The 23512-nt window shown below is 39.1% G+C and carries 20 protein-coding genes; 12 read left to right on the forward strand and 8 right to left on the reverse strand.

Annotation, left to right across the window (positions count from 1 at the left end):
• Positions 1-9 precede the first annotated feature (9 nt).
• Together RMA95_RS01250 and RMA95_RS01255 are read left to right on the forward strand one after the other, a co-directional pair.
• Positions 10-1755 (forward strand): GTPase, encoded by a 1746-nt coding sequence (locus tag RMA95_RS01250; protein WP_311069507.1) that lies wholly within the window; start codon positions 10-12, stop codon positions 1753-1755.
• Entirely contained in the window at positions 1752-3860 is a 2109-nt protein-coding gene (locus tag RMA95_RS01255) for an EAL domain-containing protein (protein WP_311069366.1), read from the forward strand. Before RMA95_RS01250 ends, RMA95_RS01255 begins: the two co-directional genes overlap by 4 nt.
• A gap of 62 nt (positions 3861-3922) precedes the next feature.
• On the opposite strand, the gene rpmE is transcribed toward RMA95_RS01255, so the two are convergent.
• From rpmE to RMA95_RS01275, 4 genes are all read right to left on the reverse strand, one after another.
• On the reverse strand, positions 3923-4147 hold the full coding sequence (gene rpmE / locus RMA95_RS01260) for a 50S ribosomal protein L31 (RefSeq protein ID WP_001200845.1): 225 nt from the start codon (positions 4145-4147) through the stop codon (positions 3923-3925).
• Positions 4148-4340: 193 nt separating this feature from the next.
• Complete coding sequence (locus RMA95_RS01265; RefSeq protein ID WP_006580654.1) at positions 4341-5312, reverse strand: bile acid:sodium symporter family protein; 972 nt, start codon at positions 5310-5312, stop codon at positions 4341-4343.
• Between the two features lie 133 nt (positions 5313-5445).
• Positions 5446-5847 carry a lactoylglutathione lyase gene (gene gloA / locus RMA95_RS01270; protein ID WP_002052709.1) on the reverse strand — a complete coding sequence of 134 codons (402 nt, stop codon included), beginning with the start codon at positions 5845-5847 and terminating at the stop codon, positions 5446-5448.
• A 2-nt stretch (positions 5848-5849) separates the two neighbouring features.
• Positions 5850-8039 (reverse strand): AmpG family muropeptide MFS transporter, encoded by a 2190-nt coding sequence (locus RMA95_RS01275; protein WP_311069367.1) that lies wholly within the window; start codon positions 8037-8039, stop codon positions 5850-5852.
• Positions 8040-8205: 166 nt separating this feature from the next.
• Between RMA95_RS01275 and RMA95_RS01280 the strand changes: the two genes are divergently transcribed.
• Positions 8206-10824 carry an ATP-binding protein gene (locus tag RMA95_RS01280; RefSeq protein WP_311069368.1) on the forward strand — a complete coding sequence of 873 codons (2619 nt, stop codon included), beginning with the start codon at positions 8206-8208 and terminating at the stop codon, positions 10822-10824.
• A 54-nt stretch (positions 10825-10878) separates the two neighbouring features.
• On the opposite strand, the gene RMA95_RS01285 is transcribed toward RMA95_RS01280, so the two are convergent.
• From RMA95_RS01285 to surE, 3 genes are all read right to left on the reverse strand, one after another.
• Positions 10879-11808, reverse strand: coding sequence for a LysR family transcriptional regulator (locus tag RMA95_RS01285; protein WP_263614299.1), 930 nt, complete (start codon positions 11806-11808; stop codon positions 10879-10881).
• A gap of 101 nt (positions 11809-11909) precedes the next feature.
• Positions 11910-12752: a peptidoglycan DD-metalloendopeptidase family protein gene (locus RMA95_RS01290; protein ID WP_311069369.1), complete on the reverse strand. Its 843-nt coding sequence runs from the start codon at positions 12750-12752 to the stop codon at positions 11910-11912.
• Positions 12753-12866: 114 nt separating this feature from the next.
• Positions 12867-13634 carry a 5'/3'-nucleotidase SurE gene (gene surE, locus RMA95_RS01295; RefSeq protein WP_311069370.1) on the reverse strand — a complete coding sequence of 256 codons (768 nt, stop codon included), beginning with the start codon at positions 13632-13634 and terminating at the stop codon, positions 12867-12869.
• A gap of 103 nt (positions 13635-13737) precedes the next feature.
• On the opposite strand from surE, the gene RMA95_RS01300 reads away from it, so the two are divergent.
• The 9 genes from RMA95_RS01300 (at position 13738) to RMA95_RS01340 (ending at position 21250) form a co-directional block, all read left to right on the forward strand.
• Complete coding sequence (locus RMA95_RS01300) at positions 13738-14109, forward strand: MCR_0457 family protein (RefSeq protein WP_263614301.1); 372 nt, start codon at positions 13738-13740, stop codon at positions 14107-14109.
• 147 nt (positions 14110-14256) lie between these two features.
• Entirely contained in the window at positions 14257-14679 is a 423-nt protein-coding gene (locus RMA95_RS01305) for an MCR_0457 family protein (protein ID WP_263614302.1), read from the forward strand.
• Positions 14680-14805: 126 nt separating this feature from the next.
• Complete coding sequence (dacC, locus tag RMA95_RS01310; RefSeq protein WP_174722975.1) at positions 14806-15954, forward strand: D-alanyl-D-alanine carboxypeptidase PBP5/6; 1149 nt, start codon at positions 14806-14808, stop codon at positions 15952-15954.
• An 89-nt stretch (positions 15955-16043) separates the two neighbouring features.
• Positions 16044-16589 (forward strand): gamma carbonic anhydrase family protein, encoded by a 546-nt coding sequence (locus tag RMA95_RS01315; protein WP_311069371.1) that lies wholly within the window; start codon positions 16044-16046, stop codon positions 16587-16589.
• A 120-nt stretch (positions 16590-16709) separates the two neighbouring features.
• On the forward strand, positions 16710-17198 hold the full coding sequence (locus RMA95_RS01320; protein ID WP_174722977.1) for an NUDIX hydrolase: 489 nt from the start codon (positions 16710-16712) through the stop codon (positions 17196-17198).
• Between the two features lie 4 nt (positions 17199-17202).
• Positions 17203-18336, forward strand: a complete 1134-nt coding sequence (gene mnmA / locus RMA95_RS01325) for a tRNA 2-thiouridine(34) synthase MnmA (protein WP_031981789.1) — start codon at positions 17203-17205, stop codon at positions 18334-18336.
• Positions 18337-18349: 13 nt separating this feature from the next.
• The gene (gene hflD / locus RMA95_RS01330) at positions 18350-19084 is read left to right on the forward strand and encodes a high frequency lysogenization protein HflD (RefSeq protein ID WP_000229973.1); all 735 of its coding nucleotides are present in this window, start codon (positions 18350-18352) and stop codon (positions 19082-19084) included.
• Positions 19085-19138: 54 nt separating this feature from the next.
• Positions 19139-20527, forward strand: coding sequence for an adenylosuccinate lyase (gene purB, locus RMA95_RS01335; RefSeq protein WP_002052704.1), 1389 nt, complete (start codon positions 19139-19141; stop codon positions 20525-20527).
• An 81-nt stretch (positions 20528-20608) separates the two neighbouring features.
• Positions 20609-21250, forward strand: coding sequence for a DUF2238 domain-containing protein (locus RMA95_RS01340; RefSeq protein WP_311069373.1), 642 nt, complete (start codon positions 20609-20611; stop codon positions 21248-21250).
• 47 nt (positions 21251-21297) lie between these two features.
• Here RMA95_RS01340 and blp2 read toward each other — a convergent pair whose 3' ends face one another.
• Positions 21298-23481, reverse strand: a complete 2184-nt coding sequence (gene blp2, locus RMA95_RS01345) for an Ig-like repeat protein Blp2 (RefSeq protein ID WP_311069374.1) — start codon at positions 23479-23481, stop codon at positions 21298-21300.
• Positions 23482-23512: the final 31 nt, after the last annotated feature.

Below are 23512 nucleotides of genomic sequence, written 5' to 3' on the forward strand. Positions count from 1 at the left end.
TAATAAGTGATGATGAATAATGCACTTTCGGACATTTTTCACAATCAAACCGCACGTACTCGTGAACGGTTAAGCTTTTGTGAAGCCAACATTAAAGACCTTAATGAATGGGTTACTACCCTTTCTATTATGCAATTGGGTGATACCTCAAAGGCGTTATTTACAGCACTTTTGGAATTGAATGAATTAAATTGCAGTGAAACGCTTCGCTTCGATTTAATTCAAACACTTCACCCAACCATTAATAATGTTTTGGCGAGTCTAGAAAAAAACTTTTTTAACCAAGGTGTGATTAGTACAGACCGTAACGAGCACATTATTGAACTGGCAATGCTTCTACGTTGTTATTTTGCGAGTATTTATTTAAATATCGCAAGGACAAGCCACGAACAGCTACAAAGACAAAAGTTTTCTCTATTTTCATTTAAACAAAAGAAAAATTTACAAACTGCGCGTATTTTGGCGACTTTCCATGCATTGCAGCAACTCACCAACCTTTTATATCAGCAGCACATGCTCTATAGCGAACCTGTCAAAGGCCAATGGTTAATTGCTCATGAACTTTATGAAACCGCAGTCCAATATAAATATCATTTAACCAATATTAATCATATTCAAGGCGTACAGCATCCTTTAGCCAATATTACACAGGCATACGCTCAGCTTATTTTATTAGATATTTTTAATACCAATCAGATTCGTCAATCGGAAATTCAAGCGCTATTCCAGTGTAGTTTTGACTGGGCACGTATGATTCAGATTTTACCTAAAGATAGTGCTTTAACTAAGTATGTGGTCGACCCGACTAAAGACCATCCACCGGTATATAACAAAAAACAAAGCTCAAATTTCAATCCAAGCATTTTTATTAGCACTCAAGCGTTGCTTGAGCATGTCACTGCCACCATGCATAAAAATGCTCAGTACATGTCTAAAAATGAAAAGATTTATTTAAGCCCTGCTTTAAAGTTTCACGTTCAAACTATTTTAGGTACGACCGCACAGCGCCGCCATGAACGTTATGAATATAATGCCGCTCTCCAAATTTGCTTCGGATTAACTACCGCACATTTTTATCTATCTAAAGCAAAGAACTTTGAAGAAACACTACAACTCAACAATAACTATAATTTACAAAGTGAGTCGAAAGTTTTATCAAACCTCGAGAAAAAAGAGCAACAAACTTCGTCTTACCAACGCTTAAGTCGTGAGAGTAAAACCATTTATCAAACCACAGTGCTTGATATCAGTGTTAATGGCTACCGCATTAAATGGTCTGGTGAAGCGCCTAAAAACTTACGAACTGGCGAATATATTTTAGTTAAAGAAACATTACATGGTCAGTGGCGTGGCGGTGTGATTCGCTGGATTAAACAATCAACAGAAAAAAGTTTGGAACTGGGCTTAGAAATTCTTTCACAAGCCATGTTCCCTTGTGCTGTACATATTCAGGCTGAGCGTCATACTCGTAATTATCACCCTGCACTATTACTACAAACTCAAAACTTAGAAGAAATACAAAACACGCTTATTTTACCGGGGTCTCAAATTTTTAGAGAGCAACAAACAATTCATTTACGATTGGGGACAGAAGAAATCAAAGTGTATCTACTCAAAGCACAACTCATTACTCAAAGTTTTATTCAATTTCAATTTGAACTTTTGAATGAGCAGCAGCAACACCTGCTTGATCAGTTCATGCTGAAAAAGAATAGTAACGCGAATAGTCAAGATTTATGGGAAGCATTAAAGTGAGAAACTCTTTACTATCTAAAAGGTTAAAACGTACTGAAATACGTTTACTCATTATTGATGATAACCAGTTACGTTATAACCAAATTTTAAATTTATTATCGGGGAATGATTATCAAGTTAATGCCTTATTACTTGATGATTTAAAAAGTTTTGAAAAGCAGCTCAATACATCATGGGATGTCATTATTTTTGGTCGCGCATATGATTTGAAAATTGAACAAACTCTCTCCCTTGTTCAAGCCTCAGAACAGCCACAGCTACCAATTTTACTTTTACAACCAGATGATTACCAAGCGCAGCAATATCAAAGCTATATTCAAAAAGGTATTTACGATGTAGTCCCGCTAGAACCTCTGGACTATTTCTATATTACGCTTGTTCGAGCACTGTCATACAGCCGCCTTTTACAAAAGGAACAACGTCTTTTGGCGGAGCTTGATACCATTCATACGCATACGCAAACATTGGTCGATAACAGCCATAAAGCGGTCGCTATTTTTCAAGAAGGCATTCACATTAAGGCAAATACCGAATATTTGAATCTATTTGGCTTTCAGCAAGAAGAAGATATTATTGGTTTGCCGATTTTAGATGTCTTACAACCCAACGATTTAAATATTTTTAAACAGCGTTTTAAGAAAATTTCTTTAGGGCAGTTTGATCAAGCACGCTTCGAAATCCAAAGTCAGCATCAAGCCATTTCGGGTAATAATGCTTTAAAACTGGAATTTATTCCAAGCCAAGAAGAAGATGCTGTACAGCTGACCATCGACTATCAAGTTGATTTAAAAACACCAGCAAATACGGTACCGTCCGAGAAGATGACTGGGTTAAGCACAGCTTGGCCGCAGATTAACCGACATTTATCGACCCACCCTGCGCAAGCAAATGCCATAGTTCTATTTAGACTTTCGCAGTGCCCAGAACGCCTCTTTCAACAAGGTTGGCAGACCTTAGGTCAGTATTTCAATCAGCTGCATGGTTTTTTAAAAGACCATGCACAAATGCCGATTTACCAAGTCGATTTGGGTACGTATGTCGGCATCTTACAAGCTGAAAATAGTACAGTTTTAAACTCTCAGTTGACGAGTTTACAAACTTTGCAAAAAGAGCACTTGTTAAAAGTGAGTGAGCAAAACTTTTCGGTACAGTTAAAGCTTGGCTATGCTCCGCTTAATCAACCACTCACTGAGGTTTCATTTAGCTCATTACTTAATGAAGCTGAAAAGCAGAATCTACCTCAAGTTACCCCTCAGCTTGAAATAACGCCTATCGTAGAAAAAACAGTTTCGCCGAGCATTGAAGCTGTTCCTCTTGATTTAACGATTGAACATTTTGAGGTGACTTCGCATTCTTCTTTGTTACAGCAGTTAAGACAAAAATTAGCTCAGGGACAAATACACCTGAAGTATCAACAAGTTTATGACAAACATGATGAAGAAACTCATAACTATGAAGTGACGAGTGGCTTTATTGCTGATGAACAATGGCATAATTTAAATGACTTAGCTGACTTAAAAGAAGATGCTGAACTATCAATTCAACTAGACCGCTGGATATTGGTAGAAGCATGTAAACAGCTTCATAACTTCATTGCTCAGTATCCTAAAGCAAGACTCATTATTAATCTGAATATTGATATTTTGCTGAAAGATAAGTCGTTCCCTGAACTGATTTCAAAACTGCTTACCATCATTGGTAGCAAGCTTGAAAGTCCGCTAATTTTGCAATTTTCGGAACAGGCACTTCAGCACTACCTTCCAACAGCTCAGCCGCTGATTGGTCGTTTACGTCAACATGGTGCGGAAGTTTCAATTCGAGACTTTGCTTCTTCTATATATAGCGATTCAATTTTGCAGCAGCTTGATATTCAGCTTGTAAAATTACAGTCCAGCAAAACTGACCTATTAAGCTCAGACCAAGGGCTTAGTAGCTTGCAAGAAAAAGTATTGAACTATTTGACTGTAAAACCGATTGGAATTTTATTGGCTAACTTAAATGATATGAACCTGTTTGCTAATGCATGGAATGTGGAAGCACGTTTCTTACAAGGTGATTATTTTCAGAAAAAGCTTGATCGCTTAACAGATGTGCAAGACCAATAATGGTCTTGTACGCTAAAAACAAAAAACGGGCATAAGCCCGTTTTTTGTTTCGTTTTGAAGTATTAACGCTTGATAGAGCGAGACATACCAGCAAAACGTTGTTTGAATTTGTCGATACGACCACCAGTGTCTACATTCTTTTGTTTACCAGTGTAGAAAGGGTGGCAAGCTGAACATACGTCAAGGTAAATAGTTTCTTTACCTAAAGCAGAACGAGTTTCGATTACGTTACCGCATGAGCAAGTTGCAACTAATTTTTCATATTTTGGGTGAATATCGGCGCGCATCGTCGATTACTCCTAATTGAAGAAAGGCTTAAGCTGTCATCGCAATTGATCACTCTCAATTAAATTGAGGCAGGCTTTTTCAAGCAGATCAACACCACAACAGACCATTCTTTTGGCCCACCGAAACCTCTAGGGTTAGAGCTAAGCACAACAAGTGGACAGTATTATACGCCATATAATTTTTTTTTGCGACCTAATCTTGGGATTTAGCCCAGTAATTTGCGATTACTCCACACACCATTAACTGTATTTGGTGAAATATCATAATTGGCAATACAATCATTCCTAAAGGCTGACCAATAAATAAGATTTGTGCCATTGGGACCCCGCTCGCCAAGGTCTTTTTTGAGCCACAAAAGAACACGGTAATCTGATCGGCACGGCTAAAACCAAAAGCACGCGGCAAATACAGTGCAAGCAACATAATAATGGTGAGTAATACAGAGCAAGCGAGTGCCAAAAGAAGTAAGGTTTTCCAGTTCACTTGATGCCAAAGTCCAGCAACTACTGCCCCACTAAATGCACCATAGACCACCATCAAAATTGAGCCTTGATCGAATGCCTTTACAATGCTTGGTACTTTTGCCATATATGGAAAAACATAAGGACGAAGCAATTGCCCTAAAACAAACGGCACTAATAGCAACAGCGTAATTTCTATAATGGACGATGTAGGATCAAACCCGTGCTGACTTTGCCCTAAAATAAAGAAGCTCACTAAAACTGGCGTAATGAACATACCCACCAAGTTTGAGAAAGATGCACTACATACCGCCCCTGCCACATTCCCTTTTGCCACTGAAGTAAAAGCAATAGAAGACTGAACCGTAGAAGGTAAGAAACACATAAACAGAAAGCCCCAATAGAGCTGCTGTCCCAATAAAGGTAAAAGAATAGGTTTAGCCAATAAACCAAGAGCAGGAAAAATAAAGAACGTAATTGCAAATACCAGTAAATGCATTTTCCAATGCAAAATACCTTCAATTACAGCTTCACGAGACAACTTAGCCCCATGTAGGAAGAATAAAATTGCAATCGCGACTGTAGTTAATGTATTGAAATACTGCGCAGCTTGACCACTGACTGGAAAAAATGTTGCTAGTAGCACCATACCAACCAACAAAATTGTAAATCGATCAAGTGCCAAGAACTTCAGCATGTTCACATCCTATGATTATTTTAGACAAATAAAAACCCAGTTGATAAATTGACCATTTGGTCAAGCCTTCATCATACTGGGCTATAAAAATAAAGCTAGGCTTTTAAGACCTAAATCTTAAAGCACCTAAGTCAATTATTTAATTATTTCTAGCATTTGCATCTTGCTGAATGAGCTCGATTTTGTAGCCATCTGGATCTTCAACAAAGGCAATAACCGTAACGCCACCCTTCATTGGGCCAGCTTCACGCACAACTTTACCGCCACGTGCTTTAATTTCTTCACATGCTTTGTAAGCGTCTTCGACACCAATTGCGATGTGACCATAAGCATTACCTAAATCATAACTTGATGTATCCCAGTTATGAGTAAGTTCAAGCACGGTATTATTTTCTTCATCGCCATAACCAACAAATGCCAGTGTAAAACGACCTTCTTCATAATCACGCTTACGAAGTAACTTCATCCCTAATACTTCGGTATAGAACTTTAAAGATTGTTCTAAATTGCCTACTCGCAACATTGTATGAAGCATTCGCATGTTTATTCACCTGCCTTTTCTGTTTCATGTGTTTGATGATCTTTGAGTAGTTTTCCAACCCAAACCACTAAAATTAAGATTGGAATCCCGATCAGTGTGGTCATCAAAAAGAAGTTTGGGTACCCAATATTACTCACTATGGTACCTGAATATCCACCTAAAAGTTTTGGTGTAAGGGTCATCAGTGAACTAAAGATCGCATATTGAACAGCAGTAAATGACACACTGGTTAGACTCGAAAGGAATGCAATAAATGCTGCACCAGCAAGACCCGAAGCCATATTATCTACAACAATTGCGAAGTAGAGCCACAGTGAACTATAAGGCTTGATGACTTTACCGCTAATCTCAACTTCTTGACCTGACTTGGTGTCAATGTATGGTAGAGGTTCGATGTTCACATCTAATTCAGCTTTTGGTGCAGAGTTTGAGGCGACTTCATATTGATGTGAAACTGATAATACTTTTTGGTTTCCTTCAACCACCGAAGCAGTAAGTTGTTTGCTTGGTGATGACAATAATTTTTGCATATCAATTGCAGCGTTGAACACGCCTTTTTGATCTGTCATTTTTGCATCAAAATTTTGCCCATCAAGATTCACCACAATCTTTTGGTTAGGCGATAAAGCTTTGCCAAAGTACTGACCACGAACAACCACACTGCCTTCAGAAGATTTAGCAGTGATTTGGTCACTTCCCATTAAAGGTAAAATCTGTAGGGGTACATGTTCAGCATGCGTTGTTACTAAAGGTTGAACTCGGACTATGGTCTCTGCTTGTTGACCTTGCAAAGCATAGCCAGCTTTTACATCAACTTGTTTTGCCCCATCAAAAGTGGAACTCGGGACTTTAATCTTCCAATAACCCACTTCATCTGGCTGAGCTTTATAATGTTTATCACCCACTTGAACATCAACCATATCAAGCGGTTTGCCAGATTTTACCAAACCAATGAAAATGAGGTTAGTAGAGCTTGCTAATACAGCACCAACAAACATCAGTTTCATGATATTCATGCGCTGCGCTAATAGACCACCTAAGAAGCCACCAACCAAGCTAAAGATAACACCATAAACTTTTACAGCTTCGGCAATTTGCTCTTTGCTAAAGTTCAAATCTTGATAAAAGACATTTGAGATCACACCAGCAATAATGTCTGAAATACGGAAGAAACCAATCAAGAATAAAAGCACTAACGCAAGTTTGACACCATAGCGTTTAAAGAAATCAAGAATTGGTGCAATCCAAGTTTCTTTTGCCATTTGTTGGTTGACCACGCCTATTTTCACCAGTATGTAACCGACTAAAATGGCAGTACCTGTTGCTGTTAAAAATCTTAAAGCTTCTAAGCCAAATAAAGCTGCGCTGTCTTGAATATCGCCAGCTTTAGAAATTGCCTCAGTAATTTGACCTGAGTAAATATAAGTTATGACAAACGAAATGACCGCTACAAAGAAGACTAAAACCAGACGGTAATAATCAGTAGTTTTATAGTTTTTATATACACGATTAACCTTAGGTTCGCGGACAAGCAAGGTTGTAATAATACCTACCGACATGACGGCTGCCATCGTTAAATAGGTGGTTTTCCACGCCTCGTAAATATAGTTGCCTTTAGCTGTTCCTAAATGTGCGGCTAAGAATAATGCACCAGCACCCGCGACAATCATACCGATACGGTAACCCGCATTATAAGTAGATGCTAACACCGTCTGCATTTCAGTTTCAGCTAACTCAATACGATAAGCATCAATCACGATATCTTGCGTTGCCGCCGAGAACCCAAGCAACACTGCACCTGCCGCCATTTGAACAAGGTAGCTATGACCTAAAGCTGGGTCGGCAAAAGCCATGGTACAAATCGCAAGCACAATTAAACACTGCGCGATTAGCAACCAAGCACGTCTTCGGCCTAAAGCCTTGGTCAAGACCGGTACTGGTAACTCATCAATTAAGGGTGCCCAAACAAACTTAAAGGAATATCCCAAAGCTGCCCAACTGAAAAAAGTGACTGCACTTTTATCAATGCCCGCTTCACCTAGCCATAAAGAAAGACTAGAGAAAATTAGTAAAATAGGTATTCCGGCAGAAAAACCCAGAAATAGCATAATTAATGCACGACGGTCTAAAAATGCTTTAAACGCCGAGACCCAACCAGAGGTTTGTGTGGTCATTCGTTTTTTATTTTCCATAAATTATAAATGCGCCTATTCAATCGCTTCTTACAATTGCTTTCAAGATTCTTTCTGCAATCAAGTTTTGTTTTGGTGATAAAAGCAGCAAGTTTGCTTGATATTTTATGCTAAACCTGTATACCTTTAATCTTCAACCTTCGTTTTCTTTTGCTGGATATCAACAGTGACACAAAAACTTGATCAAGTGACAACTTCAACTTTATCACTCGCTAAAACAAACACCACAAACGTCACAATAAATGCATTTCCTTCAGCTTTTGAGCAACCTGATATAAAAATGACTTTGGATAAAACAGCCTTAAAACCCGAACAACTTACGCATATTCCAAATTTCGAAAATATCCCAGCTTCTACAAAACGTATAAAACCGCTTAATAACTTTTTAGGGCAAGACCGTGCCAAAGCTTCGGTAGAAGCAGGCATTTCTTTACCCTACTCTGGTTATAACATTTTTGCAGTAGGAACGGCAGGCTTGGGTAAACGCACCATGATTAAGCGTTTACTCCAACAACATGCGAAAACAATGCCTACTCCAGATGACTGGGTATATGTCTATAATTTTAAGCAAGCACGCCAACCACTTGCTCTACGCTTCCCTGCTGGGCAAGGAACCAAGTTTCAGCATACCCTTCACCAAACTTGGCAAATTATTTTAAAACAGCTTGAGCGCCGTTTTAGTGCCGAAACTTACCATAACCGTATTGAGCGTATCCGTGAAGAAACCGGAGATGAACAACAACAAGCGCTGGTTGAGTTAACCAAAGAAGGCGAAGAGCTCGATTTAAAATTGATTTCTCGAAATGAGAAACATGGTTTTGTACCTGTACAAGTAAAAGATGATCAGGTGCAAGAACTGACTCAAACAGAAATTGATGCTTTAAATACCAAGCAGCGTGCTGAGATCGCAGCTAATGTTCGTTACATGGATAAAAAGCTCGAACGTCTTGGTTTGCATTTAGGCGATTTAGAAGATGACGCACGTGACAAAGTGTCTGTGTTAAATCGAGACATTGCGACTCAAGTGGTTATGCCACGCATGGATTTGATTTTAAATAAATATGGTCAAGTCAAAGGCCTTGAAGATTATTTAAAACAGTATGCGCAAGATGTAATTGACAACGTTGAGCTCATTTTAGAACAAGAAGAAGATGACTTTGCTCCAGCTATGTTCAATCGTGTGCCAGCACGCTATCAAGCCAATGTGATTGTCTCAAACAAACCAAACAGCGGTGCACCGGTTATTTTTGAAGATTTCCCAACGCACTACAACTTGCTTGGTCATGTAGAACAACTTACTCACAACGGTACAATTACCACAGATTTCACTCTCATTCGCCCAGGTGCTCTACATCAAGCGAATGGTGGTTTTTTAATGCTTGAGGCCGAGCAATTACTCGAACAGCCTTATGCATGGCAAGGTTTAAAGCGTGCCTTAAAATCAGGCCAGCTCAAGCTCTCTTCTCTTGAACATATGTTGACGTTAACAGGTTCTATCTCGATAGAACCTGCTGCAGTTCCACTTGATATTAAAGTGGTTCTTATGGCGGAACCTGAAATTTATTATGAAATTTTAGAAGTAGAACCAGAGCTTGGTAGTGTATTTAAAATTCGTGCAGATTTTACCGATACATTACAACGTAATGACGAAAATGAACAAGCTTACATGCAGCTAATTGCTGACTATGTACAAGCAGATAAATTACTTCCGTTTGACCGCAGTGCTTTAGCAGCTTTACTTACCGATTCAAGCCGTCAGGCAGAAGATCAAAGCTCGTTGTCGTTACATGCTTCAACTTTGGGTGACCTGATTCGCGAAGCGCATCATCATGCATTTAAAGCCAATGAAAAGATTGTAACTGACCAGCACATTAACCTTGCGCTACAACATAGACAATACCGCTTAGGCTATTTAAGAGAGCTTTACTGGCAAGATCTGTCGCGTGGAACTCAATTAATCGAAACTTCTGGTCATCGTTTAGGTCAAATCAATGCCCTCTCCGTCATTCACTATGCAGATGTTGAGTTTGGTTTACCTTCACGTTTGACTGCATCAGTCTATCAAGGTGGCGGCGATATTCTTGATATTGAACGTAGTGTAGAACTTGGTGGTTCACTACATGCTAAAGGCGTGTTGCTCATGTCTAGCTTCTTGAAAGCTCACTTTGGCCGTGAACAGATTTTACATTTCTCTGCTGCGCTTGCATTTGAACAAAGTTATGGGCAAGTGGACGGCGACAGTGCAACAGTTGCCGAACTTTCTGCATTAATTTCAGCAATTAGCCAAATACCAATTGATCAATCGTGGGCAATTACTGGCTCTATGAACCAGTTAGGCCAAGTTCAACCAATTGGTGGTGTAAATGCCAAAATTGAAGGCTTCTATGATGCTTGTAAATTACAAGGTTTAACTGGCAAACAAGGTGTGATTATTCCACGTCAAAACATGCAGCATTTGATGTTACGTCAAGATGTGATTGATGCGGTACAAAGTGGTCAATTCCATATCCATGCGATTGATACTATCGATCAAGCGCTTGAGATTTTAATGGCCCGCCCTGTCGGTACACTCGACAAAAAAGGTAAGTACAGTAAACACTCTATTTATGCTGCTGTAATGGAGCAACTCGAATATTGGCAAGCCATTGAGGACGGTGCAGAAATTGAAGAGGAGCCAAAGAAGAAAAAGAAAAATAAGAAAAAAATCAAAAAGCATGAAGAGCTCACAGCTGATGATCTTCCACAAGAAAATCAAGAAGAAGTTGCGACTCTGAAGCAAAAATAACCTCAATAAAAAAGGGCTTGTAATCACAAGCCCTTTTTTATGAATAAGATCAAATTAGCGAACAATTTGCATGGCTCTTCCGCCTGCCAATTGGCTAAAATACTGTTTCAGCGCTTCAACACAACGCTGAATCTTCATTGGCTGTTGATCGTGTTTTGCGATCTCTGCATATAAAGTGAAAGCTGGGAGTTTCCAATCTGGAAGGATTTCAATTAAAGAACCAGCTTTAAGTTCCTTTTGAGCATCTAAATATAAGATTCTGGCAATACCATGTCCCTGTTGACATAAGGCTTTAGCAACTTGCAAATTATTACTTTGCAAACGGCTTACCATCTCTATATGTAATTTTTCACCGGTTTTAGCATGTTGGAAACTAAAACTGCGTGATTCATTCATTGCATTGATAGAAAGCAATTCATGGTTGTTTAAATCATTCGGATGCAAAATCGGGCTTGATTGATTGAGATAGCTGGGAGAGGCTACCAAAATCTGATCAACAAAAGCCATAGGAACTACAGTACTACTCTCTTCTACTGGTGTAGAACTCATACGCACTGCAATATCAATTCGCTCTTCAATTAGATCGATATAACGATGCCCCACTTCAAAATGAACAGATAAACCACGATGGGCAGACATCCAGTGAGATAACGCAGGAATAATGTGCTGAACTGCTAAATCAGGTGTAGTTGCTATACGCAAATCACCAATCAAATCATCTCGCAATTCATTGATTCTGATTTTGCCTCTTTCTGCTGCCGCCAACATTTCTTGGCAACTTGAGAAAAAAGCCTGTCCAGCCTCTGTCAAACTAAGTTTTCGAGTAGAACGGTGTAATAAAATTACATCCATTTCATTTTCAAGAGAACGTATTTGCTGACTTACAGCACTTGTTGTAATGCCTAATTCACGTGCCGCACCACTAAATGAACTTTTTTCAACCACACAAGCAAAAACACCCATCGCACGAAGCTGATCTAACATAGGTTTCCTCAAATCTAATTCTAAATTTATAAAAAATGCTTATTGTTGTAATGAAAGCAACCAATTGCATTATACGAGGAAACCTATATTTATTGCATTAGCTAATTTGGTAAAAGATTTGCTGGATTGATTGGTTTACCGTCAAGGCGAATTTGGAACTCAAGCATGACACGAGAAGCCCCTGAAGACCCCATCTCAGCAATCTTTTGGCCCGCGGTTACATTATCTCCACTCTTCACCATCATCTTGCTATTGTGGGCATACGCACTGATATAGCCATCAATATGTTTAATCAAAACGAGATTACCATATTCTTTTAAACCATCGGCCGCGTATACAACTTGACCATCAGCCGCAGCATAAATCGGGTCACCTTGGTTACCACCGTAACGAATTCCTTTGACATTATTCGCCAAATTAAATCCTTGGATCACTGGACCACTATTTGGTTTCACCCAACGCAAGCTTGAACTTGGAACAGAGACACCCACTGTAGTATTGGTGGTTGGTGCAACCGTTCTTGGTGGTGGTGTAGTAACCGTCGTTTTTGGTGGGGTTGTTGTGGTTGTCGGTAATGCTATGGTTTGACGCTTAATTGGTTCTTGCTGCGCCATGACTTGTGTCGACACGGTTTTTGGTGAAGAAGATTTTTTCAATCGTAGTGATTGATTGACATAAATACGATATGGCGGAGCAATATCATTCATCTCTGCAACACTGAGATAATCCAAACCATAACGCATTGCGATACCACTTAAAGTATCACCTGAACGAACGGTGTAATAGTTAGGAGCCATTGAATAGCGAGAACTATTATTAATTTGTGGTTTAGAAGCACACCCTGCCATTGCAACAGTGAAACCTACAGCTACAGACAACATCATAATTTTCATTATATTGTCTCTTTGAATATGCGATCTGCTTTGTTGCCCAGTTAAATGCATCGATCTCCCTCACTAAATGCTACAAATCATTTCGGCTAAGAGTACCAAAAAAGTAAGAGGAAACATGTTCCTCTTTTTCTTTATTCACAAAGTTATAACATTTGGCCCAGATTATTAGCCCAGACTTGCCTGCAAATCTTCTAAAACCGCATAGTTTGTTGCATCCATCTGAATTGGAGTTACGCTTACAAAACCGTTCGCAACCGCAAAAAAGTCAGACTGAACTTGGCTGGCAATACGCTGTGGGTCCGTAACCGCTTCACCTGCTAGACCAATCCAGTAAACCTGTCTTCCTCTTGGGTCAACATGACTTGTAATTGGTTTAGACTGAGCACGACGGCCTTGGTAAGTAATCTGAGTCCCTTTAAGCTGTGGCACATCTGGAATATTAATATTAAAAATATGTCGCGGCGGTAGTGCAGGTAAACCTTTGGCAATAAAGTCATGCACCCATTTGGCTGCTTGAGCATAATCATCTTTATGGTTGTATGAGCGTACATCCGACCCAGCCAAAGAAATCGCAATTGCAGGCTGTTTCATTAAGCGCCCTTCAAAGGCAGCGCCGACTGTTCCTGAGTACAGAACGTCATCACCTAAGTTTGCGCCACTGTTGATTCCACTCACCACCAAGTCAAATTCGAAATCGAATAATCCATTCATAGATAAATAGACGCAATCGGCTGGTGTTCCATTGACTGCCCATACATCTTCAGCAATTTGAATAGGGCGTAAAGGACGATCGAGTGTTAACGCACTCGAAAAACCACTTCTTTCACTTTCCGGAGCAACCACAACAACACGGCCTAGTGGTTTTAACGCTTCAGCTAAAGCTTGTATACCTGGTGCAAATACACCGTCATCGTTCGCAATTAGAATATTCACAAAAAATCTTTCTCGACAAATAAACCCGAAGGTTTTTCTCAATTGAATTATTTGTTGAATTATATATATTTATGACTCCATAGCATTATAAAATTGTGAAAAAATGAAAACTTTCGCTCCTTTTTTTCAAGTATTGGGGATCAGTATCACATTGTGTACGCAAACGGTTTTTGCTGATGAGGGTATCTCGACACAAGAAGCTGACAGCTTAATTAAAGATGACATTGCATCTACTCAAGTTTTACAAGAAATTTGCCCTACTTTTGTTGGCGCAAATAAAAATCTTGAAACCAATACTAAAAAGATTATTGCGATGTACCTCGGCGGTTATTCCAATAAAGCAATTACCTTCTCTGCACTGCAAAATGATGCAGAGTATAAAACTTTATTAAATGAAGCTCGCCAAGCTGCAAAAGAAATGGATCATCATGAGCAACATGAACTTTGTGAAGAAGTTGTAAATTACAAAGACTAAGCTTAATTCGTTCAATACGCTTTTCTTTGGAGGGTTTTCTGTTTATGTAAAGCAGAAAACCTACATAACAATACATTTTTTCCATTTTTTTAGCGTTTAAATTGTTTAAGCTATCGGCATATTTCAAATTTTTGTTTCAGGTTATCCATGTTTATGAAAAAAAGCTTAGTTCAATCACTTTCTGTTGTTTTACTCATGACAATGGCAACAGTGGGTTATGCTGCTGACAAGAAAAAAACAGCTGAAAAGAAAACTGAAAATGAAAATGTTGTTGAAGTTACACCGACCAAAGGTACTACACCGGAAGAATTAGCAGCAATTCAAGTACTTTCTGAAATTTGCCCAAGTTTGATTGGTAAAAAAGATGCAGAATTTGCTCAAGGTTATGAGCGTCTTGTAAAAGATTATTTACCAAATGAAGCAGATCCAGTTGCCGCTTTAGAAAAACGTACTAAAGACAAAAGTTTCAAGAAAGTCTTAAAAGAAGCACGTAATGATGCAAAAGCTGCTGGTAACGAGCAAAACACGTTAGTTTGTCAAGACGTAAAAGCTTATCAATCGCAAAACTAAATTAGTTAAAAACTCTCTAGTTACAATACTGTTTGAAAAAGCCGACTTCCCCCATAGAAGTCGGCTTTGCTTTGTCCTAAAATGCTAGGCTCTTCTGCTTCACACAAGATATTGGAATTACCTAGAATGACTCGAAAAAGCGCTATTGCTGCACTCCTCCTCTTACCAAGTTTTTCTTATGCAGCAACTGTCTTATCAGCTCCGCCAGAATTAAATAATAAGTCTTATGTATTAATGGATTACGAGACAGGACAAATTCTCGCTTCTAAAAATGAAAATGAAAAGCTTGCTCCTGCTTCTATGACTAAAATGATGACAAGCTACATCATTGAACAAAAATTATTAAAAGGTGAACTTACCGAGAACGAAAAGGTTCGTATGAACGAATCAGCTTGGTGTAAAGGAAGCAGCGCTGAATCATGTATGTATGTACCATTAAATGGCACAGCTACTGTTTTAGAAATGCTTCGAGGTATTATCATTCAGTCTGGTAATGATGCATCAAAAGCAATGGCTGAACACATTGCCGGAAATGAAGGTACTTTTGCTCACCTGATGAATCAGGAAGCAAAACGTATTGGTATGACAAATACCCAATTTATGAACTCTACAGGCTTACCTGCTGAAGGTCATTATTCAACTGCAAAAGATATGGCAGTTTTAGCTCAGCATATTATTAAAGATAGCTCAAGATACTATCCAATTTACTCTGAGAAAGAATTTACATTTAACGGTATCAAGCAAGGTAACCGTAATGCTTTACTTTACACTGACCCAAGTGTTGATGGTTTAAAAACAGGCCATACAGATGAAGCTGGTTACTGCTTAACAACTTCGAGTAAACGTGGTCCAATGCGTTTAATCTCAGTGATTTTCGGTACCGACAGCGTTAATGAACGTGCTAATCAAACTCGTTCATTGTTGTCTTGGGGCTTTGCGAACTTTGAAACTGCAAATGTTCAACCTGCAAACCAAGTTCTTGCAAAAGCGAAAGTATGGTTCGGTAAAGAAAATGAAGTTCAAATTGGTTTAGCAGAGAACTTTAACGTTACTATGCCTAAAGGCAAAGCTGGTGGCATTAAGACTCAATTAGTTGTACAACCAAACCTTAATGCTCCTCTACAAAAAGGCCAAGTGGTGGGTAAACTTGTTGCAAGTTTAGATGGCAAAGTCATTGCTGAAAAACCTCTTGTTGCATTAAAACCAGTTGAAGAAGCAAGTTTCTTCGCACGTATGATTGACCATATCAAACAATTCTTCAGCAACTTATTCTAAGTTTAGAGTAGTTGGATTAAGCACTCATGCTATTAGCTTGAGTGCTTTTTTATTTTATAATTCGATTAAATTTTATTTTGATGCTTCTCATGACAAAAAACATCCGTCCTTATTTAGATCATCATCCACAAATTGATCCAAGCTGTTACATTGATGAAATGTCAGTGGTTGTTGGTGATGTTAAATTGGCCGAAAATGTTTCGGTTTGGCCTTTTGCAGTCATTCGCGGTGATGTAAATAGCATTCAAATTGGTAAAAACAGTAATGTACAAGACCACTGTATGTTACATGTGAGCCATAAAAATGATTCGAAACCCAATGGTTCACCTCTTATTATTGGTGAAGACGTAACAGTAGGTCATCATGTTACTTTACATGGCTGTACGATTGGTAACCGCGTACTAGTCGGAATTAATACCGTCATTTTAGATGATGTCGTTATTGAAGATGATGTAATGATTGGTGCGGGCAGTTTAGTTCCACCTCGTAAAGTCTTAAAAAGTGGTTATCTATATGTTGGAAGCCCTGTACAGCAAGTACGTCCTCTAAATGAAAAAGAATTGGCATTTTTACCTTATTCAGCAAGACATTATGTAAAAGTGCAAAATAACCATAAAGATAACCAAACAAATTAAATCGTACTCAGTTTTTTCAAACGATAGAGTTTTTAGAGTGCTCTATCGTTTGTAAGATCACCGTAGCCAAAAACCCCTAAATTTCGTATCATACGACTTTTAAATTCATGGTGCTTTTTTATGGCCGCATGGACTCCTCATGTCACTGTCGCTACAGTCGTAGAAAAAGATGGACGCTATCTTTTTGTCGAAGAACATAGCGAAGGTTTTGTACACACTGTGTTTAATCAACCTGCTGGTCATGTGGAATGTGGTGAAACGCTAACAGAAGCTGCTATTCGTGAAACACTTGAAGAAACGGGTCACCATGTTGAGATAGATGCCTTACTTGGTATTTATACATATACCCCACCCATGTTTCCGGACCGTACTTACTACCGCTTCTGCTTTTTAGCACATGTCACTCAAGTCGAAAGCGACCCTAAACTTGATACAGGTATTGTTTCTGCTGTCTGGATGACTCTAGATGAGCTTCAAGAATCTGCCCGTGCTCGTAGTCCTTTAGTCATTAAAGCCATTGAAGATGCTATAAAAGGCCACCATTATCCTTTAGCTCTTATTTATGAGCACCCTTTCTCTCCCTCATTAACTTCTCATTTGGATGCCTAGTCCTATGCAACAACGTGTCATCGTCGGTATGTCTGGTGGCGTAGATTCATCTGTTTCTGCGGCGCTTTTACTTCAACAGGGTTATCAAGTTGAAGGTCTTTTCATGAAAAACTGGGAGGAAGATGACGGCACGGAATACTGTACAGCAATGGAAGATTTAGCCGATGCTCAAGCAGTAGCTGATAAAATCGGTATTAAACTCCATACCGCAAACTTTGCTATGGAATATTGGGATCGTGTATTCGAACACTTCTTGGCTGAATATGCAGCGGGCCGCACCCCAAACCCAGATATCTTATGTAATAAAGAAATTAAGTTCCGTGCATTTTTAGACCATGCCATGACTTTAGGTGCAGATTTTATTGCAACAGGTCATTATGCTCGTCGTGCTGAAACTGCTTACAACTCTAAAGGTGAAGCATATGCACCTTTATTACGTGGTTTAGATAACAATAAAGATCAAACCTATTTTTTACATGCAGTGCATGGGCGTGAAATCAATAAAACCCTGTTCCCTGTAGGCGAAATTGAAAAACCAGAAGTTCGCAGAATTGCCGAAGAACTGGACTTAGCAACTGCGAAGAAAAAAGATTCAACTGGTATCTGTTTTATCGGTGAACGCCGTTTTAATGACTTCCTTAAACAATATTTACCCGCTCAACCAGGTAAAATTGTATTGGATAACGGTAAAGAAGTTGGTGAACATCACGGTCTGATGTACTATACGCTCGGTCAGCGTGGTGGTATTGGTCTAGGCGGTATGAAAGGTGCAGCAGAAGGTGCATGGTTTGTACTTCATAAAGACGTAGCCAATAACCGTTTAGTTGTAGGTCAAGGACATGAACACCCACTGATGCAAAGTACACAGCTTTGGAGTGAGTCCATTGACTGGGTAGCAGGTGAACAACATATTCCAGCTGAAGGATTACGTTGTACCGCTAAAACACGTTACCGCCAGCCTGATCAGGCTTGCACAGTGTTTATTGATGAAAATAGTGAACACGGTATTCGTGTTGAGTTTGATGAACCTCAACGCGCAGTTACACCGGGTCAAAGTGTTGTATTTTATTCAGATGAAGTTTGCCTAGGCGGGGGTGTGATTCACCATACAAATGCCCCTACACCAAATTTTATTTAAGGGAATGAGTGGCATGGTGGAGTTACCCTTTCAACAATCACAAGCCTTGAATGTTCGCCAAAACCGTGCCCTTGCTTTAGCTGGGGTATTCCAAGCGACCCAGCTTACACATATGACTGCTATGACAGGTCAGCAAAGTATTGGTGAAAGTGGTAACTTCTATTTTGAGTTATTAATAAAGGCGAGTTTAAATATTCGCCCTACAACAAATAATAATACCGTTCAGACATTAGATTTTTTTAATCAACTGGCTGATATTTCGTTAGGTCTAAAAACTCTCGAAAATTGTATTACCCAGCCTTTTACCAATGCGCCTAAGTCTCGTTTGCCTAAAATGCGTAGTGCAAAACTTCCCATGTCTTATGCAATGTCACTTTTGCAATTAGAAAAGAAGGTCTATAGCAATCCTGAATATGTGGCGATTATTGAAAAAGCGCAGCAGAAGATTTTAAAACAGCTTTCTTTTTTTGATAATAACTATTTACACCCAAGTATTTTAGCCAATTTGGCGCAAACCTATGTTGATACTGCCGGGCAAATTAATCCACGCATTTTAGTTCGTGGTAATGCTGAGGCATTTAAAGATACCAACCATACCAACCGTATTCGTGCTTGTCTGTTTACAGGGCTACAAATGGCTCATTTATGGCGACAACTCGGCGGTAGTTCATGGAACATGATTTTTAGCAAACGTAAATTGCTACAGGATATTCAAGCACTTGCTCGCTTACAGTACCAAGTTATCTAAGTCTGTAACGAGATTATTTTTGTTTTATGTTTATTCCAGCATTAAGGAATCGTTATGAACGCTTTAACCGCACTATCACCATTAGATGGACGTTATGCCAGCAAATGTGATGCGCTACGCCCTTTTCTTTCTGAGTTTGGTTTAATTCATGCTCGTGTCACTGTAGAAGTGCGTTGGTTACAAGCGCTTTCTAACCGTCCAGAAATTATTGAAGTTGCTCCTTTCTCAGCTGAAACAAATGCAGCTTTAGATGCAATCGTAAGCAACTTCTCTGAAGAAGATGCGAATCGCATTAAAGAAATTGAACGTACAACTAACCATGATGTAAAAGCAGTTGAATATTTCTTGAAAGAGAAAATTGCTGGTATTGCTGAATTACAAAATGCGGGTGAGTTCATTCACTTCGCTTGTACATCAGAAGACATCAACAACTTGTCTCATGCGCTTATGCTTAAAAACGGCCGTGAAGTTTTAGTATCAAGCATGAAGCAAATTTTAAATGCAATTTCTGCTTTAGCAACGACTCATGCTGAACAACCGATGTTGTCTCGTACACATGGTCAAACTGCTAGCCCAACAACTTTGGGTAAAGAAATGGCGAACGTTGCATATCGTTTAGCTCGCCAAATCAAGCAATTTGAAAATGTTGAGTTACTCGGCAAAATCAATGGTGCAGTAGGTAACTACAATGCTCACCTTTCTGCTTACCCAGATGTTGATTGGCCAGCGCACTCACAAGCTTTTGTTGAATCTTTAGGTTTAACATTTAACCCATACACAACTCAAATTGAGCCACATGACTACATGGCTGAGTTGTTTGATGCGTTACGTCGTTACAATACAATTTTGATCGACTTTAACCGTGACGTATGGGGTTATATCTCTTTAGGTTACTTCAAACAAAAACTTAAAGAAGGTGAAGTTGGTTCTTCAACTATGCCACACAAAGTAAACCCAATTGACTTTGAAAACTCTGAAGGTAACTTAGGCATTGCAAATGCAGTGTTGGCTCACTTAGGCGAAAAATTACCAATTTCTCGCTGGCAGCGTGACTTAACTGACTCAACTGTACTTCGTAACATGGGCGTTGGTTTTGCTCAAAGCTTAATTGCTTTTGATGCGTGCTTAAAAGGTATTGGTAAACTTGAACTCAATGCAAACCGCTTAAATGAAGACCTTGACCAAGCTCAAGAAGTTCTTGCAGAACCAATTCAAACAGTTATGCGTCGTTATAACGTTGAAAAACCATACGAGAAGTTAAAAGCTTTAACTCGTGGTCAAGCAATGACTCGTGACATGATGGTTGACTTCGTAAATGGTAATGAACTTGCTCAAGTACCAAGCGAAGAACGTGCTCGTTTAGCTGAGCTTACACCTGCAACTTACACAGGTAACGCAGCTGAACAAGCAAAACAAATTAACGATTTAATTAGCAAAATCTAATTAAAAAAGTTGATAAAAGCGAAGCTGAGGCTTCGCTTTTTTATTACACTCATATTTATCAAAAGAAGTCTTATCTAGAAAATGATCGAAAAAAAATTTCAACTTAAACACTATATTGCACTCAGCCTGCTTTTGATTGCCATTATTATTTCAGGTATTCAACCACTTGAGTTTGAGGCTTATTTACTTCATCAAGCTGGCACTGTTTTTATGGTGATTCTGCTTTTTATTATTTTCAAAAAAATTGGACTCGACTTTTTAAGTTTTTGTTTTTATTTACTGTTTCTTTTAATCCACGTAATTGGTGCTCATTATCTCTATTCATACGTTCCGTATAATGACTGGATTCAACACATCTTTCATTTTAACTTAGATGAGTACATGGGCTGGTCTCGTAATATGTATGATCGTTTAGTTCATCTTGCCTATGGTGTTTTGCTCTACCCTCTTATTTATCGTGTTTTCCAAGTATGGTTGCCGACTGCACGACCTTTTTCTCTATTTTTACTTGTAGTCCAATTCGTGATGGCATCAAGTGTCTTTTATGAACTGATCGAATGGGCAATCGCAATTGGTTTATCACCTGAACAAGCGGAAAACTATAATGGGCAACAAGGTGATATGTGGGATGCACATAAAGATATGTTACTCGCCACAATTGGCGCAATCCTCTATGGGCTTTTCGCCTTGATAACATCACCCAAATTAGATAATAAACCGTAAATAAAAAGCGCTCTTTGAGCGCTTTTTATTTTTTATCAAATGGCCTGTTAAACAACCGGATAGGTTTGCTCTAAAATATTTTGCAAAGGTGAAGAAGTCGTATTTGGCAAAAGATGATCAAGATTTGTTGTCTGATCAATTGAAGTATTTACATCATTTTGCTCAGGAGGCTGAGTCGTTTTTAATGCTGCCGATGATAGAAGTTTTGAGACAGGATCTGATTCGTTTAAAGAAGAGCTTTTTAGCAAATCATCTACAGGAACAGTTTTCTGCTGACTAGTCGGCTCAGTTGTCGTATTTTGTGCAACCTTTAAAGTATGTAACCCAACACTATCTGCCAAAGATGGAGCTTCTGTACTTAAGGTATTGACTGAAGCATCGGCCAGACTCGCGACCTTCGGTGCAACCACATAAAAAGTAAATGGAGAGCTTGCTTCACTGGTCAGCCCTGCTGCATCGGTTTGGGTTAAAGTAATGCTGTGCTTACCAAGAGTTAAGTCTTTATCAAAAGTAAATGACCAAGATCTACCCACCGTTACAGTCACCACCCCAATTGCAACACCATTATCATAAATCGTAAGTGTTGCATTTGCTTCACCTGAACCTGTAAGTTTTGGCCTAGCATCGTCAGTTTCCGAACCTGCCGCGATAGCACCTTTGAGGTCACCTATATCATCTTCTACACTGTTTAAGATAGGTTTGGTCGGAGGTATAGTATCTTTTGTACCCACAATATCCAGACTTTCAGATCTATTTCCTGCACTATCAATCGCAGAAACAGCACCGTGGTTATTGTCAGTCAATGCTGGCGAAATAGTAATGGTAAATTTTCCATTCGCATCTGCTGTTCCAGTACCAATTACTTTACCAGTTGCATCTTTAATTTCAATTTTAGCATTGGCTTCCGCTGTACCAGTTACCGAAGTACCATCTGTATTAATTTGAGCCGTTGGTTTATCTGGTGCAATCGAGTCAAAACCTGGCTTAATTTCGACAGGCTTAGACGCATTACCGGCTGCATCTTCAACAACTACTGTCCCTTTTTGAGACTCTTTTAAAGCAGGTGAAAGCGTAATTTGAAATTCGCCTTGGGCATCCGCCATGCCAGTTCCAATGACATTGCCATCTGCATCTTTGATTTGAACTTTTGCATTGGCTTCAGTTTTACCATGAATTACCGACCCTTCTTTGTTGACTTCAACAAAAGGAGAAGCTGGTGGCACGGTGTCTTTACCCGCAATAATCTTAACTTCTTCAGATTTATTACCTGCAGCATCTTCAGCAATAACTTTACCGCCCGCCTCACCAGTTAATGGCGGAGTAAGTTTTAAAGAATAAATACCATCTTTATTTGCAAAAACAGAACCTAGTACTTTGCCAGTGGCATCATAAACTGTAATTTTTGCATTTGCCTCTGCTTTACCAGTCAATAATGAACCATCATCGCTCAATTGAGCCTGTGGAGTATCTGGAGGTATTGTATCTTTTGTACCTGTTACAACCGTAGCTTTAGAGCTATTTCCAGCCGCATCTTGGGCAATAACATTTAATTTGTCCCCATTCACTAGAGGCTTATCTAATTTAATCGTGTAGTTACCACTTGCATCTGCAACACCCGATGCGACTGTATTGCCTGCAGCATCTTTAAGATAGATTTTTGCATTTGCTTCAGTTTTACCAGTCACTGTCACGGTATCATCAGCAAGCGTAGCGGTAGGAGCAGCAGGCGCGATTAAATCAGGTGCACTTGCTGAGTCATCCTTATCATCTTTCTTAAAAGCCCAAAGATATAATCCTTCCACAGCTAGAACTGCTAGACCTGCTTTGAGTACATTACCCATCGAAAAACTTGGATCACTATCAACCGCCATAGTTGCAGCTGTTGAACTCGTACTGGCATAGCCCAAATCTGTAACGTGATTTAAGCCTTTATAATCGATCACTTTGCCTTGGGCATCGAATTGTGCTTCAACAAACTTCCCTTGCTCTGTTGGAAAAACAAGTGAATGCTCTGTTGTATTCATTGCTTCATTAAAGAAATTTTCTAAGACAATGGTCTCTCCATTTTTTAAATGGAGGACTAGGCGTCCACCCTGTTTTTCCATCGATGCAATATCTTTTTGACTGATACCAATTTGAATAATAGTAGGCTGGTTTAAAACTACTTTATCAAGCTGACCATCTTGCAGAACGTCCAAACCCTCTTTGGATGCCACAATTATTCTTGTCATTATTTCCTATCCTGAATTTCAGTTATATTTT

This window comes from Acinetobacter sp. V110_1, assembly GCF_031798975.1.
Lineage (GTDB): Bacteria > Pseudomonadota > Gammaproteobacteria > Pseudomonadales > Moraxellaceae > Acinetobacter > Acinetobacter nosocomialis_A.

Excerpts from the sequence above, each read along its gene's own strand:
- RMA95_RS01250 (WP_311069507.1), top strand. The coding sequence starts at position 10 with ATGATGAATAATGCACTTTCGGACATTTTTCACAATCAAACCGCACGT.
- rpmE (WP_001200845.1), bottom strand. The coding sequence starts at position 4,147 with ATGCGCGCCGATATTCACCCAAAATATGAAAAATTAGTTGCAACTTGC.
- gloA (WP_002052709.1), bottom strand. The coding sequence starts at position 5,847 with ATGCGAATGCTTCATACAATGTTGCGAGTAGGCAATTTAGAACAATCT.
- RMA95_RS01275 (WP_311069367.1), bottom strand. The coding sequence starts at position 8,039 with ATGGAAAATAAAAAACGAATGACCACACAAACCTCTGGTTGGGTCTCG.
- RMA95_RS01285 (WP_263614299.1), bottom strand. The coding sequence starts at position 11,808 with ATGTTAGATCAGCTTCGTGCGATGGGTGTTTTTGCTTGTGTGGTTGAA.
- RMA95_RS01290 (WP_311069369.1), bottom strand. The coding sequence starts at position 12,752 with ATGCATTTAACTGGGCAACAAAGCAGATCGCATATTCAAAGAGACAAT.
- RMA95_RS01300 (WP_263614301.1), top strand. The coding sequence starts at position 13,738 with ATGAAAACTTTCGCTCCTTTTTTTCAAGTATTGGGGATCAGTATCACA.
- RMA95_RS01305 (WP_263614302.1), top strand. The coding sequence starts at position 14,257 with ATGTTTATGAAAAAAAGCTTAGTTCAATCACTTTCTGTTGTTTTACTC.
- dacC (WP_174722975.1), top strand. The coding sequence starts at position 14,806 with ATGACTCGAAAAAGCGCTATTGCTGCACTCCTCCTCTTACCAAGTTTT.
- RMA95_RS01315 (WP_311069371.1), top strand. The coding sequence starts at position 16,044 with ATGACAAAAAACATCCGTCCTTATTTAGATCATCATCCACAAATTGAT.
- RMA95_RS01320 (WP_174722977.1), top strand. The coding sequence starts at position 16,710 with ATGGCCGCATGGACTCCTCATGTCACTGTCGCTACAGTCGTAGAAAAA.
- mnmA (WP_031981789.1), top strand. The coding sequence starts at position 17,203 with ATGCAACAACGTGTCATCGTCGGTATGTCTGGTGGCGTAGATTCATCT.
- hflD (WP_000229973.1), top strand. The coding sequence starts at position 18,350 with ATGGTGGAGTTACCCTTTCAACAATCACAAGCCTTGAATGTTCGCCAA.
- purB (WP_002052704.1), top strand. The coding sequence starts at position 19,139 with ATGAACGCTTTAACCGCACTATCACCATTAGATGGACGTTATGCCAGC.
- RMA95_RS01340 (WP_311069373.1), top strand. The coding sequence starts at position 20,609 with ATGATCGAAAAAAAATTTCAACTTAAACACTATATTGCACTCAGCCTG.
- blp2 (WP_311069374.1), bottom strand. The coding sequence starts at position 23,481 with ATGACAAGAATAATTGTGGCATCCAAAGAGGGTTTGGACGTTCTGCAA.